The sequence below is a fragment of the Sinorhizobium sp. GQ132 genome (assembly GCF_059758575.1).
This window is the reverse complement of sequence record NZ_JCAXDX010000002.1, coordinates 208,023-221,458: the sequence shown is the minus strand read 5'-3', so window position 1 is coordinate 221,458 and position 13,436 is coordinate 208,023. Positions and strand designations below refer to the sequence as shown.

The window sequence follows — 13,436 nt, the reverse complement described above, 5'->3', positions numbered from 1 at the left end:
GTATGCTATGTTTCTCGATGATGAAGTCGCCGCCTCGCGCACCCGCCGCAACGAGGCACGCTGGGGTTTCTATATCGCGCTCGCCGCACTTGCGGCCTGCATCGTGATGGTCCTCGGATTGATGACGCAGGTGACGACGCAAGCCGACATCGGGCAGCAGCCCGCGACGGCCCACGTCCAGTCCGAAGCCGCGCGCCATGGCTGACAACGATAACGCGTCGCAGCCGAACGCCGACCTCTTTGCACGACTGTCGGCGGTCCAGACAATCGTCGTTGCGATTGTCGCCCTTTTCGCCCTTGCCGGCCTGATGCTCGTCGGCAAAGGCTTCTACGTGAAGGCCAAAGACGAGGTCGCGCGGTATCTGCTTCAGCAAAACTCCGGAGGACGACATCGTCCGGCGACGGAAGGCGCACCCCAGCCGACGCGCCTCGAGGCGATCCGAGAAGCGCCGGGACCGCTCACCACAGGATCGGTGCGATAAAGCCGTTTTGATCCGATTTGACTTGAAGGCCCGTGCGTGCCGCTCCAGTTTGCGCGTTGCTCGCGCGTTCGGACCTCCGAGACGGCACGATGCATTTGCTCAGACGGACGGACCGGAGGAATGCAATGCGGCACTCGCGCTGGAATACTGGCGGCTCAATGGACATCGGAACAGTGTTTACATTCTCGACGGCGGCTGCAGTCTCGCTCTTTCTGGCCTTCGCCTCGTCCCCTGCTGCTGCGCAGGAGAGGCGGGAATTTCCCACTCAGACAGGAACCGTTCTCGTCGAAACGCTTGCCTCGGGACTGGAGCATCCCTGGGCGGTCGAAGCCATGCCCGACGGGGCGCTGATCGTCACCGAACGACCCGGCCGGCTGCGCATTCTGCGCGACGGCAAGCTGTCGGCTGCGATCAAGGGGGTGCCGAAAGCGGCCGCTCACGGCCAGGGCGGTCTTCTGGACGTCGCCCTCGATCGGCAATTTGCGACCAACAGGACACTCTATCTCACTCTTTCCGTCCGCGGTGATGGTGGCTACGGCACCGTTCTCGTGCGGGCGGCTCTTTCGCAGGACGAGCAGAGCCTGAGGGATGTGAAGGAGATCTTCCGGATGAACAGGTTCACCCGGAAGGGGCAGCACTTCGGCTCGCGCATCGCCATCGACAAGGACGGCAGCCTGTTCTTCGGCATCGGCGATCGCGGCGAAGGCGAGCGCGCCCAGGACCCGCGCGACCATGCCGGTTCGATCCTCCACATCAACGCCGACGGCAGCATTCCCGCCTCCAATCCCTATCGCGGCGGCACCGGCGGCCTGGCCGAGATCTGGTCCATAGGGCACCGCAACCCCCAGGGCATCGCCTTCGATCCCGAAGACGGCAAGCTTTTGACCGTCGAGCACGGCGCGCGCGGCGGCGACGAGGTGAACAACCCGCAGCCCGGCAGAAACTACGGCTGGCCGGTGATCACCTTCGGCAAGGATTATTCCGGAGTGGAGATCGGTGAGGGCACCGCGAAGGAAGGTCTTGAGCAGCCGCTCTTCTATTGGGACCCATCGATCGCGCCCGGCGCGATCGCCGTTTATCGCGGCCAAATGTTTCCGGAGTGGAACGGCGACCTTTTGATCGCGGCACTGAAGTACCAGTTGCTTGCCCGCCTGGACCGCGACGAGACCGGCGCCGTGACCAACGAGGAACGGCTGTTCGACGGCGAATTCGGCCGCATCCGCGACGTCATCGTCGCTTCCGACGGGGCACTGATCATGGTCACCGACGAGGAGGACGGCGCAGTGCTCAGGGTCTCCAAAGCTCCGACGCAATGAGTCCGCTACGGAACGGCTGCCCAGCCTGACGGCGACACGGAGCGGCTTGCCCGAAAAAAACGCAACTGATAGAGCGAGGTCGCAATCACCTGAGCAGCATGGCTTCGGAGTGATTCTCGAAAGTCGCGGAATATGGCGCGAAGATCGCGCGCCTCCCGTGAGCAGGACCACGACCCGGAGCCAGCGGTGACTCGCATTCAAGCCAATCTCTTCCTTCTGTTCTCCGGTGCAATCTGGGGTGCGGGCTTCGTAGCGCAGTCGACGGCGATGGACGCGATCGGACCGCTCTGGTTCATCGGCCTGCGCTTTGCGATCGCGACACTCGTGGCACTGCCCCTGGCGCTCCTTGAAAAGAGGCAGGCCGCTGCGCCCTTGCCGCGCAACGCCATGCGCAACTTCGTCTTCGTCGGACTGGCGCTTTTCGGCGGAGCCGTCACGCAACAATACGGCCTCCTCACCACCACCGTCACCAATTCCGGCTTCCTGACCGGGCTCTACGTGGTATTCGTCCCGGTACTGACTGTCGTCTTCCTGCGCCGCCGGCCGCACTGGGTCATCTGGCCGGCCGCCCTGCTCGCGGCTTTCGGCATCTTTCTCCTGAGCGGCGGCGCGCTTTCGGCGCTGACCGGCGGAGATATGCTGACGATCGTCTGCGCCCTGTTCTGGGCGGTTCAGCTGATGTTGGTCGGCTTATTCGCTCCGGCCACGGGCCGGCCGATGCTCCTGTCGATGACGCAGTTCGCCGTCTGTGCCGTTGCAGGCTGCGCACTGGCCGGGCTGCTCGAGCCGCTGAGCCTTGACGCGATCAGCGGCGCCCTCCCGCAGATCCTCTACGCCGGGATCTTCTCGAGCGGCATCGCGTTCATCTGCCAAGTCGTCGGCCAACGCTATACGACGGCGCCGCAGGCTGCCATCTTCCTCTCGAGCGAAGCGCTCTTCGCCGCCCTGTTCGGGGTGCTGCTGCTCGGAGAGACCATCGCTCCGGTCGGCTACGTCGGCTGCGCCGTCATCTTCCTGGCGATGCTTGCGGTCGAGCTCGTGCCGGAACTGACGAAGAAACGTGGCGAGGCCGCGGAAGCTGCTGTCTGAACAGCGGTTTCTTTTGGCCGTCCCGTGCAATTTCTCCGCGCGCTTCGCATCGGGGTTAATACTACTAATACTCTCGGAAACCCCTCAATTTTGCTTGGAACTGTGAATTGCGCTTGAGCGGGCAATATATCCTGCAGTTTTTCTGTAGGCCTGCAGTCTATGGCCCCTCGCACCCGTGCGCTGCGTGAACGACGAGCGATATCAGGCGCTTGGACCGACAAACCAGGCTGCACAAAGTTGCGGCATACCCATGTGCGACGGAATTTGGCGCAAATGATCCAGCCGCATCCCGATCCATGGCCGAAAAGCTTTGAATTCAACAGCTTGCGATGCTTTTTGAACAGGCGAGTCTAAACGACCAACTGACCTCTTTTTGAGCAATGATAAGACGCAATACCTCGTCAGAAAAGTTTTGCTTGCCAATTCAAAATAAACCCATCACTCTTACTGTGTTCGGGCAATCTGCGAACACGGGAAGATCTTGAATAAAAGCGGGCCGGAGACGCAACCCACTCCGGGCGGCCAACGGGGGGAGGCTGTTATTCCTTCCTGCGGCTGGTCGCGATAACCAGGACCCTTTCCTCAATTGTCGAGAACTGCCCCCACGCCCATATCGGGCAAAACTGCAATGCTGCCCGCAACCCGGGTGGAGAGAAAAGGACCTGACGCATGGCCGAGACTGGCACTGTAAAATTCTTCAACACAGACAAGGGCTTTGGCTTCATCAAGCCTGAGAACGGTGGCGCGGACATCTTCGTGCATATTTCTGCCGTGCAGGCCTCGGGCCTGAGCGGTCTCACGGAAAACCAGAAGGTATCCTTCGACACCGAGCCGGATCGCCGCGGCAAGGGCCCGAAGGCGGTCAACCTGCAGATCGTCGGCTAACGCTGTTCTCTGCTGAAAGTTAAGTTCGAGCCCGGCAGTTTTGCCGGGTTTTTTCGTTCAGGCTCCGTTCAGTTTGTCTTATATAGACTTTGCTCATCATGAAATCCGGAAACCATCCGGTCGCATGCATAGGATTGAAGCCCATGAACAAATTCATCAAAGCAGCCGTCCTGTCGGTCGCCGCGGCCGCCATCGTTATCCCGACCTTCGGCACCGCCCAGGCAGGGCACCGCCATCGCAATAACGACGATGCATGGGTAGCGGGCGCCGTCGGCTTGGCCGCAGGCGCGCTCATCGGCAGCGCGATCGCCTCGCCGCCGCCGCCGCGCTATTACGGCGAGCGGGTCTATATCGATCCGGAGCCCGACTATTACGAGCCCCGCCCGGTCTATCGTCCGCGCCCGGTTTACCGGCCCGTCTATCGTCCGGTGGCGGTCGAGACCTACGGCCTCGAGCCCTGGACACCGGCTTGGTATCGCTATTGCTCGCAGCGCTATCGCTCGTTCAATCCGGACACCGGAACCTTCGTCGGCTATGACGGCCGCAGCCATTTCTGCAACGCCGGCTGAAAACCGCCGCGTATGAACCCGAAAGGGCGCATGACTGGAGAAGTCATGCGCCCTTTTCTTTTTCGCACCGCTCGTCAAAGACCGCGGAGAAACGGGTTGGTGCGCCGCTCTTCGCCGATCTGGCCGCCCGGGCCGTGGCCGCAGATGAAGCCCACATTGTCTCCGAGCGGCAGTATCTTGTCCCGGATCGAATCCAGAAGCTGCTGATGATTGCCGCCCGGCAGGTCGGTGCGGCCGATTGAGCCGTGAAAAAGCACGTCGCCGACATGGGCGAAATTTTGTGCCCGGTTGAAATAGACCACATGACCGGGCGCGTGGCCGGGGCAATGCAAGACCTCGAAGACGTGGTTGCCGAAGGAGACGGTATCGCCCTCTTCAAGCCAGCGGTCCGGTACGACGTTCTGAACCTTCATCGCGAGGCCGAAGCGCTCCGCCTGATCCTCCAGCCGTTCGAGCAGCGGAAGGTCGTCCTTGTGGGGTCCGACAATGTCGAGCCCCAGTGCTTCTTTCAATTCCTTGGCGCCGCCGGCATGATCGATGTGACCATGTGTGAGCCAGATAGCCTTCAACGCGATGCCGTTCTCGCGGATCGTCTGCAGGATGATGTCGACGTCGCCGCCGGGATCGACGACCACGCCCTCCTTGGTCTCGCTATCGAACAGGACAGTACAGTTCTGCTCGAAATGCGTTACCGGGATAATGCCTGCCTGTAACATCGGACCATGCCTCGCTCTTGCTCGTGAGGTAGCCTGGAAGTGAGAAGCCCTTCCCGATCCAGGCCGTTTTCCCAGCTATAGCGATAAGCGAGCGGTATGACAGTGCAAATCAGCGCAGGGCCACGATTTCCGAAGCCGGTGGCGAATAGTGTACCGTCGCGAGCAACAGCACCGAAACCACGAGCTTGGCTGTCACGACGACCACCACCAGCGGACGCAACCGTTTGGCGGCAAGCTTGGCATCGTCCGAAATCTCACCTTGCATCTCGTCACTCCCTGCTTGGAGCCATCCTGTGTCGGATAGAAATCGATAATTCAGCCGCGCGTTGCCGGCCAACAATAAAGCGAAGACTTCGTCGGCTTCCTTCAGTCCCGGCAACGCTTGGCGACGGCAATATGTTTCATCCCTGTATTTCGTGATGTGACGGGGGGAACATCCCTGCAGCGCGGCGCGTTCTGGCCTGCAAATGAAGGAGCAAGATGATGAAGACCCTCTCTCCAACTCTGTTCAAAGCGGCCCCGCTCAGAGCGGTTTTGGCAGCCGGCGCGATGCTCGCCGCCATTCCCGCAGCCCATGCCGAAATGAGCGCAACGACGCTGACGGACCTCAATGTGCGTGCGGGACCGGGCCCGCAATATCCTGCAGTCGGCGTCGCCACACGGGGCAGTGCTGCCGTGCTCGACGGCTGCATGGAGGGAAGCAACTGGTGCCGCATCGACGTCAACGGCTTGCGCGGCTGGGCTTACGCCCGTTACCTGGCCACGGACATGGGCGGTACGACAGCCGTGATCCAGGAACGCCGCACGGAACTCTCGGTCCCGACGGTCGCCTATGAGGGCGAGACCGTGGTGGCGCCGTCCGAACCGCTCGAACTGGTGGGTCCGGTCGAGCAGGTCGAAGCGGTGACTCCGCCTCCTACGGTGCGCACCTATATCACCGAGAACCCGGTCGACACCGTCTATGTAGAGGGAGAGGCCGTCGTCGGTGCCACGCTGCCGAACACGGTGGCCGTCCAGCCAATTCCCGACTACGAGTATCAGTACGTGACCATCAATGGCCAGCCCGTCCTTGTCGATCCGGGGACAAGAAGGGTCGTCTACGTCTATCGCTAAGCGTCAGGCGAAAAGCGGGAAGGCACAGTGGCGCAGCGACAATTCACAACGCTGCGTCATGGCGAATCACCCGTCGGAAGCGCGCCGGCAGGAGAGAGCACGAGCGATGCCGCTTTGAGGGTCCTCGTGCGCTCGCGCGCGCCCGAAATAAATTCCCGAAACAACTCAAGCGACTATCCCACAGGTCCGCTTCCGGATCGCCGCCTGTGGCCAACACCAGTGGTGGCAAAATTGACAATTCTCCCCGTCGGCTTCAACCTTCCCGTGCCGGATTGTCCGGTATGTCGCGGCTCTGGATGAGGGGTCGCAGGACGGAGGGATCGATGGAAGCATTAGTGCCTATCATTACCCAGTTGATTGCGGGGGCAGCTGGCGGAAACGCCGCCAGCGCCATGCTGAAGCAGCAGGCATTCTCAGTCGTGGCACGCACGATCGTCGGTGCCATCGGCGGCCTCGGCGGCGGGTTCCTGATCCAGATGCTTGGCGGAGAGGCCGCCGCGACCGGTCTGGCCATGCAGGCAATCGGCGCTCTCGTCGGCGGCGGCGTTCTCAACGGCATTGTCGGGCAGTTCGTCGGCAAGCAGGCGTGAGTCTTGAGGCGACATCCATCGCAATGCAAAAGGCGGCTGCGGCCGCCTTTTCTGCGTGTCGCCGAGGCGCCATGCGTGTCTTCGCTCTGAATGAATGCGACTCGATGGAAATATGTCAACCAAACTGACATATATTGCGGTATGTTTCGCGAACGGCATTTTCGATTGAAAGGATATGACCGCGTGGTCGGCCAGATCAGGAACAAGAGCGTAAGCGACAGCGCTGGCGAAGATGTGGACACGATAGATTTCGAGATCATCGAGTTGCTTTTCTTTGCCTATCGCGACTTCACCGGCGACCCGGACGCCATTCTCGAGAAGAGCGGATTCGGCCGCGCGCATCATCGCGTCGTGCATTTCGTCAACCGCGAACCCGGCATGACGGTCGCGGACCTTCTCGAAACGCTGAAGATCACCAAGCAGAGCCTTGCCCGTGTCCTCAAGCAGTTGATCGATTCCGGCTATATCCGGCAGGTAACCGGTCCCGAAGACCGGCGGCAGCGCATGCTCTACACGACGCCGGAAGGCCAGGCCCTGGCGCGGGCGCTTGCCGAACCACAGTCCCGCCGCATAGCGGATGCATTGGCAAGGGCCGGACCGGGTGCACGGGAAACCGTGAAGCGGTTTCTCGCCAACATGATGAACGACGTTGCGGGTTGATTCACTGTGCGGCGCTGCAGGGAAGCCGCCCGAGAGTCACACAACGATTCAAAATGTTACGCGACCTGTGCGCGTCTGATTGGACGTCGGCTCGTCGTTCGTGGCAGAACGGGTAGCCCCTTGAATGAGAATGGGAGACCGCGGCGCCTGTGCTGCACGGTCTCCGGCATTTTTGGCGCAGCCTTTCCGGCTTGACGGGCAATGAGGGTAGCGAAAGATGATAGCAAAGGCGACAGTCTCCGACGATGCGGCGCATCTTCTGGTCGTCGACGATGACCGGCGCATCCGCGACCTGCTCAACCGCTATCTGGTCGAACAGGGATTTCGCGTAACGACGGCAGCCGATGCCGACGAGGCCCGGCGAAAGCTGATAGGAATCGATTTCGATCTTCTGGTCGTCGACGTGATGATGCCGGGGGAAAGCGGCATCGCTCTGACGCAAAGTCTCAGGCAGATCAAGTCGGTGCCAATCATCATGCTCACGGCCCTGGCGGAGGCGAATTCGCGTATCGAAGGGCTGGAAGCGGGCGCCGACGATTACCTGCCGAAACCTTTCGAGCCGCGCGAACTCGTGCTCCGCATCAACAATATTCTGCGCCGCAACCAGCCGACACAGACACATAAGGTCGATCAGGTTATTTTCGGGCCCTACACCTTCTCGGTCGTGCGCAAGGAACTGCGCCGCGGAGCCGACCATATCCGCCTCACCGACCGTGAGCAGGAGATCATGACGCTGTTTTCGCAGCGCGCCGGCGAAACCATTCCGCGCCACGAGCTGATCGGCGACGACGCCGAGGTCGGCGAGCGGACGATAGACGTGCAGATAAACCGGCTAAGGCGTAAAATCGAGGACGATCCTTCCAACCCCGTCTGGCTGCAGACCGTTCGCGGCATCGGTTACCGGCTGAGCGTTGACTGACGATGGGCAGAAACGAGGGCCGGATCAAGGGCCATGGCAAGCTTTGACGGTTTGAAGCGCGAAGGAACGACACCCGCGGACGGCGGCTGGAAGCGCGTGGTCCGCTGGCTGCGGCGCCGGCTGCCGATGGGTCTTTACGCGCGCTCGCTTCTGATCGTCGTCATCCCGATGGTGCTGCTGCAGTCCGTGGTCGCCTTCGTGTTCATGGAGCGGCACTGGCAACTCGTCACCCAGCGCCTCTCCTCGGCGGTGACCAACGACATCGCCGCCATTGTCGACCTGATCACGACCTTCCCGCGGGAGGGCGATATCGACCAGATCGTCCGCATCGCCCGCGATCAGCTCGACCTCAACATAACCGTCGAGCCCGGCGGAGAGCTGCCGCCGCCGCGCCCCAAGCCCTTCTTCGAAATCCTCGACCAGATCCTCAGCGAGGAGATTTCGGACCAGATCCGGCGTCCCTTCTGGATCGATACGGTCGGCAATTCCAAGATCGTGGAAATTCGCATCAAGCTTGAAGACGACCGCATTCTCAGGGTCTATGCCCGCCGCAACCAGGCCTATGCATCGAACACACACATCTTCCTCGTATGGATGGTCGGCGCGTCTCTCGTCTTGCTGACGATCGCGATTCTCTTCCTGCGCGGGCAGATCAGGCCGATCCTGGCGCTCGCCAGCGCAGCGGAGAGCTTCGGCAAGGGACAGAAGATCGACGATTTCGCACCGCGGGGTGCCAATGAAATTCGGCGGGCCGGTCTCGCCTTCATCCTGATGCGTGAGCGGATCGAGCGCCAGATCGAACAGCGCACCGCGATGCTGACCGGCGTCAGCCACGACTTGAGGACGATCCTGACCCGGTTCAAGCTGCAGCTGGCACTTGTGGGCAACAATCCGGACCTCGAAAGCCTCAACCAGGACGTGGAGGACATGCAGAACATGCTGGAAGGCTATCTCGCCTTCGCCCGAGGAGACGCGGAAGAGGATGTCGGCCAGCTGAAACTCAGCGATCTGATGGCGCGGCTTTCGGCGGAGGCGGAGTTGTACGGCAAGACGCTGACGACCGCGATCCAGGGCGAGAACGAGATTCACGTGAGGCCGAACGCCTTCACGCGGCTCATCTCCAATCTCGCATCCAACGCCTATCGCTATGCGAACACCGTGCATATCGAGGCCCGCCAGAGCGCGAAATGGCTGACCATCACAGTCGATGACGACGGACCGGGTATTCCCGAGCGGTCACGCGAAGACGTGTTCAAACCGTTCTTCCGCCTGGACGAAGCCCGCAATCTCGACAGTTCCGGCACCGGCCTCGGCCTTGCCGTGGCCCGCGACATCGCCCGCAGCCATGGCGGCAATGTCACGCTCGCAGACAGCCCTCTCGGCGGCCTGCGCGCGACGGTGCGTGTCCCGACGTAAATACGGGGACGATCACATCAGCTTCTTGCCGTTCGGCACCGGCTTGTCGGTGGATGCGAGCACGATCGCACCGGCCTCATCTTCGAAGCCGAGCGTGAGCACCTCGGAACGGACGGGGCCGATCTGGCGCGGCGGGAAATTGACGACACCCAGAACCTGCCTGCCGACGAGTTCCTCGGGCTTGTAGTGCGCCGTGATTTGCGCGGAGGATTTCCTGATGCCGATGTCAGGGCCGAAATCGATCTTGAGCTTGATTGCCGGCTTGCGCGCCTCGGGAAAGGGTTCCGCTTCCACGATTGTACCGACACGTATGTCGACGCGTTCGAAATCGGCGTAGGAAATGATTTCAGTCATGAATGTTCCCCGGATCACGTCGATGGGTCGATTCGACGTACGACCGGAAACGTGAACGATTGCGACAACTTCAGAGTGAACTGCGAGACGCGCCGTCTCGCCTGGAATTACCCGGCCAGTTCTTCCGCGCGCTTGCGCGCCGCCTCAATGGCCCGGTCGAAGAGCGGCTGCATGCCGTCATCCGCCATCAATACCGCCAGTGCAGCCGCCGTGGTACCGCCGGGCGAAGTGACGTTCTGGCGCAGGCGCGCTGCATCGTCGGGGGACTGATGGAGGAGTTCACCAGCCCCCGCGACGGTTTCCCGAGCAAGACGCATGGCTAGGTCCGCCTCGAGTCCGGCCTTGCGCCCGGCCTCCGCCATGCACTCGACGAGATAAAACACATAGGCCGGGCCACTGCCGGAGACGGCGGTCACGGCATCGATATCCGCTTCGCTCCCGACCCATTCGACGGGGCCGCTGACTTTCAGCAGATCATGCACCAGGGCGCGCTGAGCTTCGCTGACGCGCGCATTCGCGAAGGCGCCGGTCACACCACGTCCGATCATTGCCGGCGTATTCGGCATGGCGCGCACCGTCGCCGCCTCACCCAGGTGCCGTTCGATGAAACCGAGCGTCTTGCCGGCGGCCACCGAAACGATCACGGTTTGCGGACCGACGAGCCCTTTCAGGGGTGGCAGCACCGTTTCCATCACCTGCGGCTTGACCGCGATGAAGATCGCGCCCGCCTCGGCGCCCGCCGGAGCGGAGGTCGCATGTTGCACACCGCTATCCGCGAGCAGCTTTGCCATCGCCGGTGACGGGCCCGGATCGATGACGAGAACGTCGTTGCCGCGCACTCCGCTCTTCAGCCAGCCCGCGAGCATGGCGCCGCCCATATTGCCGGCGCCGACGAGCACGATCGGACCCGAAACGGCAAAGCTCACTTCATGCCTCCCCAACGGTCTCGAACAATACCGCGTCGACCGCGCGCTGCGCATCCATGCCCGACCAAACGACGAACTGGAACGCTTGGAAATAGGACTCGCAGGCGTCGAGCGCGTTCGACAGGAGCACCTCGACCTGCTGGTTCGTCGGTTCCGCTCCACCGGCGAGCAACAGAGATTGCCGGAAGATGATGACTTCTTCTTGGCGCCAAAGATCGAAATGACCCATCAGCACCTGGCCGTTGATATGGGACAGAAGTCGTATCACCTCGTTTGCGCGGCTGTCCGGCACCTTGATGTCGAAAGCGCAGGCCAGATGCAGCGCCTCGAACTCCTCCATCCAGGAAAAGGAAACGTGGTAGTCCGCCCACCTGCCTTCGACGGTCATGGCAATCTCGTCCTCGCCGGATCGCTCGAACGACCAGTCATTATTCGCGGCAACGAACTCGATCATATCGACCGGGTTGGACTGGCGCTCGACTTCCATTTCCAAAAGGCTCATGCATCACCCTAAAGGCGCGGCTAAGGCGCGCAAAGTCACGCTCACAGGACGCAACACTGCAAACCCAATACCGGATACGAACACACTATGATTGCTGGACCTGCGACTATCCTGGCTTACTCACCCTGCCCGGAGCTTGCTTGGTCCGTGTCGAATCATCATTTAAAATCAGTGTATAACGGCAGAGTCAGCATGCCAGCCCCTGAGCCTAAAAATTGCCGGGAAGAATTGCGCCCCGCGCTATGAATCTGATTCAGCGCGGCTGCTTAAACGACTCTGCGATAAAGGTTTTTTGCCAGTGTCCACAGGTGGAAAACTTTTCAGTTTTTGTTAACCGTGACGCTGACGAAGTGAAATGCGCCGGGCGACGGCGGGTGGCCGATTGGCCCCGTGCCGCATTCGCATCCGTGAGAGCCGGAAAGGCACGCGGCTCGAGGGTAGACGGCGACCGAAGGCCAACCTGCGGCAGGTTTTTACTTGCCCGTCGTGATGTCGCCGGCTGCCGGACCGGTCGCGGCCAAACGTGCTTCCAGCGCTTCGATACGAGCAAGGAGAGCGTCGTTTTCGTCCCGTGCCCGTGCGGCCATCTCCTTGACCGCCTCGAACTCCTCGCGCTTTACGACATCGAGCGAATTCAGCCAGTTTTCGGTTTGCGCCCGGAATGCCGCCTCGACCTCGCGCCGCACCCCTTGGGCCGCGCCCGCCGCATCCGTCATCAGCCGAGCGAGATCATCGAGAATACGGTTGGCGCCTGTGCTCATCTTTCTGGTCTCCATTTCCATCCCGCCACATGCGGCGGAGCTCATGATTTCAGGTAGGGTCCCCGGCGTGAGGATGCAAGGAAAATGACGTCCGTGACGCCGCTCAACGTTCTCCAGGGTCCTTGAATTTGCGATGCGGCGATGGGGCAGTATAGCGTACTGCGGCCACCTTTCTACGTTCGAAGAGGCTGGGGCGTCGTTGCGCGGCGGCAGCGGGTGCTTGACCGCGCCGGATTCGCTCGTCATGTTCCGCCGAAATCATCGGTCCGGCACGAGAGAAGACCTTGGAAACAATCGCGACCCGCCTCGCCATCCTGCCCTTCCCCGAAATCGACCCCGTCATCTTCACGATAGGGCCGCTCGCCGTGCGCTGGTACGGGCTCGCCTATGTCGCGGGGATACTCCTCGGATGGCTCTACGCGCGCCGCATCATCCAGAACGCTTCGCTCTGGCGCAACGGCATCGCCCCCCTCAACCTGGCGCAGCTTGACGACTTCCTGCTCTGGGCGGCCGGCGGCATCGTACTTGGCGGGCGCATCGGCTACATCCTGTTCTACGATCTCGGCTCCATCCTCGAGAATCCCGTCCGCGCGATCCAGATCTGGAACGGCGGCATGTCCTTCCATGGCGGCCTTCTCGGCACCACGCTGGCGATGATCATCTTTGCGCGCAGGAACGCCATCCCCCTCTGGAGCCTGTTCGACGTCGTGGCAGCAGTGGTGCCGATCGGGCTCTTCTTCGGGCGCATCGCCAATTTCATCAATGGAGAACTCTGGGGCCGCCTGTCCTCGATGCCCTGGGCGGTCGTCTTCCCGACGGGAGGCCCCTTCGCCCGTCATCCCAGTCAGCTTTACGAGGCGGCCCTCGAGGGCATCGTGCTTCTGGTCGTGCTCGCCTGGTTCGTCTATCGCAGCAGAGCCTTGAAAATACCCGGCCTTGTCACCGGCATCTTCGTCTGCGGCTATGCCGCGAGCCGCATTTTCGTGGAATTCTTCCGCGAACCGGACGCACAGATCGGCTATCTTGCGGGGGACTGGCTTACCATGGGCATGGTACTTTCACTGCCCATGCTACTGGTCGGAATCTGGGCCATTGCGCGGGCGCGCAGCGCGGCTGCCGCCGCTTGACTGGACAAGTC

18 protein-coding genes are annotated in these 13,436 nt (G+C 61.8%); 12 read left to right on the top strand and 6 right to left on the bottom strand.

Annotation, left to right across the window (positions count from 1 at the left end):
- The first annotated feature begins 7 nt into the window (after window positions 1-7).
- The 6 genes from AC6CIG_RS05185 to AC6CIG_RS05160 all read left to right on the top strand — a co-directional run bounded on the left by AC6CIG_RS05185 (window position 8) and on the right by AC6CIG_RS05160 (window position 4,341).
- Complete coding sequence (locus tag AC6CIG_RS05185; protein WP_018095625.1) at window positions 8-205, top strand: hypothetical protein; 198 nt, start codon at window positions 8-10, stop codon at window positions 203-205.
- The gene (locus AC6CIG_RS05180) at window positions 198-482 is read left to right on the top strand and encodes a hypothetical protein (RefSeq protein ID WP_498322492.1); all 285 of its coding nucleotides are present in this window, start codon (window positions 198-200) and stop codon (window positions 480-482) included. The genes AC6CIG_RS05185 and AC6CIG_RS05180 overlap by 8 nt, the downstream gene beginning before the upstream one ends.
- Window positions 483-607: 125 nt before the next feature.
- Window positions 608-1,798 (top strand): PQQ-dependent sugar dehydrogenase, encoded by a 1,191-nt coding sequence (locus tag AC6CIG_RS05175; RefSeq protein WP_018095627.1) that lies wholly within the window; start codon window positions 608-610, stop codon window positions 1,796-1,798.
- Window positions 1,799-1,984: 186 nt separating this feature from the next.
- Entirely contained in the window at window positions 1,985-2,887 is a 903-nt protein-coding gene (locus AC6CIG_RS05170) for a DMT family transporter (RefSeq protein ID WP_127710079.1), read from the top strand.
- 669 nt (window positions 2,888-3,556) lie between these two features.
- Window positions 3,557-3,772, top strand: a complete 216-nt coding sequence (locus AC6CIG_RS05165) for a cold-shock protein (protein WP_003532915.1) — start codon at window positions 3,557-3,559, stop codon at window positions 3,770-3,772.
- A gap of 143 nt (window positions 3,773-3,915) precedes the next feature.
- Window positions 3,916-4,341: a BA14K family protein gene (locus AC6CIG_RS05160; RefSeq protein ID WP_018095629.1), complete on the top strand. Its 426-nt coding sequence runs from the start codon at window positions 3,916-3,918 to the stop codon at window positions 4,339-4,341.
- Between the two features lie 74 nt (window positions 4,342-4,415).
- Here the strand turns inward: AC6CIG_RS05160 and AC6CIG_RS05155 are convergent, their stop codons facing one another.
- Window positions 4,416-5,057 carry an MBL fold metallo-hydrolase gene (locus tag AC6CIG_RS05155; RefSeq protein ID WP_018095630.1) on the bottom strand — a complete coding sequence of 214 codons (642 nt, stop codon included), beginning with the start codon at window positions 5,055-5,057 and terminating at the stop codon, window positions 4,416-4,418.
- A gap of 109 nt (window positions 5,058-5,166) precedes the next feature.
- Entirely contained in the window at window positions 5,167-5,322 is a 156-nt protein-coding gene (locus AC6CIG_RS05150) for a hypothetical protein (protein WP_080636519.1), read from the bottom strand.
- Window positions 5,323-5,540: 218 nt separating this feature from the next.
- Here AC6CIG_RS05150 and AC6CIG_RS05145 point away from each other — a divergent pair, with 218 nt between their 5' ends.
- The 5 genes from AC6CIG_RS05145 to AC6CIG_RS05125 all read left to right on the top strand — a co-directional run bounded on the left by AC6CIG_RS05145 (window position 5,541) and on the right by AC6CIG_RS05125 (window position 9,755).
- Window positions 5,541-6,170: a DUF1236 domain-containing protein gene (locus tag AC6CIG_RS05145; RefSeq protein WP_018095632.1), complete on the top strand. Its 630-nt coding sequence runs from the start codon at window positions 5,541-5,543 to the stop codon at window positions 6,168-6,170.
- 323 nt (window positions 6,171-6,493) lie between these two features.
- Complete coding sequence (locus AC6CIG_RS05140) at window positions 6,494-6,760, top strand: hypothetical protein (RefSeq protein ID WP_127710081.1); 267 nt, start codon at window positions 6,494-6,496, stop codon at window positions 6,758-6,760.
- A gap of 141 nt (window positions 6,761-6,901) precedes the next feature.
- Window positions 6,902-7,420, top strand: a complete 519-nt coding sequence (locus AC6CIG_RS05135) for a MarR family winged helix-turn-helix transcriptional regulator (RefSeq protein ID WP_018095634.1) — start codon at window positions 6,902-6,904, stop codon at window positions 7,418-7,420.
- A 217-nt stretch (window positions 7,421-7,637) separates the two neighbouring features.
- Window positions 7,638-8,339, top strand: a complete 702-nt coding sequence (locus AC6CIG_RS05130; protein WP_013844742.1) for a response regulator — start codon at window positions 7,638-7,640, stop codon at window positions 8,337-8,339.
- Between the two features lie 33 nt (window positions 8,340-8,372).
- Complete coding sequence (locus tag AC6CIG_RS05125; protein WP_127710083.1) at window positions 8,373-9,755, top strand: ATP-binding protein; 1,383 nt, start codon at window positions 8,373-8,375, stop codon at window positions 9,753-9,755.
- Window positions 9,756-9,767: 12 nt separating this feature from the next.
- Here AC6CIG_RS05125 and AC6CIG_RS05120 read toward each other — a convergent pair whose 3' ends face one another.
- The 4 genes from AC6CIG_RS05120 to AC6CIG_RS05105 all read right to left on the bottom strand — a co-directional run bounded on the left by AC6CIG_RS05120 (window position 9,768) and on the right by AC6CIG_RS05105 (window position 12,298).
- Window positions 9,768-10,109, bottom strand: coding sequence for a tRNA-binding protein (locus AC6CIG_RS05120; RefSeq protein WP_018095636.1), 342 nt, complete (start codon window positions 10,107-10,109; stop codon window positions 9,768-9,770).
- 107 nt (window positions 10,110-10,216) lie between these two features.
- Window positions 10,217-11,035, bottom strand: coding sequence for a pyrroline-5-carboxylate reductase (gene proC, locus AC6CIG_RS05115; protein WP_127710085.1), 819 nt, complete (start codon window positions 11,033-11,035; stop codon window positions 10,217-10,219).
- Window position 11,036: 1 nt separating this feature from the next.
- On the bottom strand, window positions 11,037-11,537 hold the full coding sequence (locus AC6CIG_RS05110) for a type III secretion system chaperone family protein (RefSeq protein WP_018095638.1): 501 nt from the start codon (window positions 11,535-11,537) through the stop codon (window positions 11,037-11,039).
- A 473-nt stretch (window positions 11,538-12,010) separates the two neighbouring features.
- Window positions 12,011-12,298 (bottom strand): accessory factor UbiK family protein, encoded by a 288-nt coding sequence (locus AC6CIG_RS05105; protein WP_100671982.1) that lies wholly within the window; start codon window positions 12,296-12,298, stop codon window positions 12,011-12,013.
- Window positions 12,299-12,582: 284 nt separating this feature from the next.
- On the opposite strand from AC6CIG_RS05105, the gene lgt reads away from it, so the two are divergent.
- Window positions 12,583-13,425, top strand: a complete 843-nt coding sequence (lgt, locus tag AC6CIG_RS05100; protein WP_127710087.1) for a prolipoprotein diacylglyceryl transferase — start codon at window positions 12,583-12,585, stop codon at window positions 13,423-13,425.
- The last annotated feature ends 11 nt before the right edge of the window (window positions 13,426-13,436 follow it).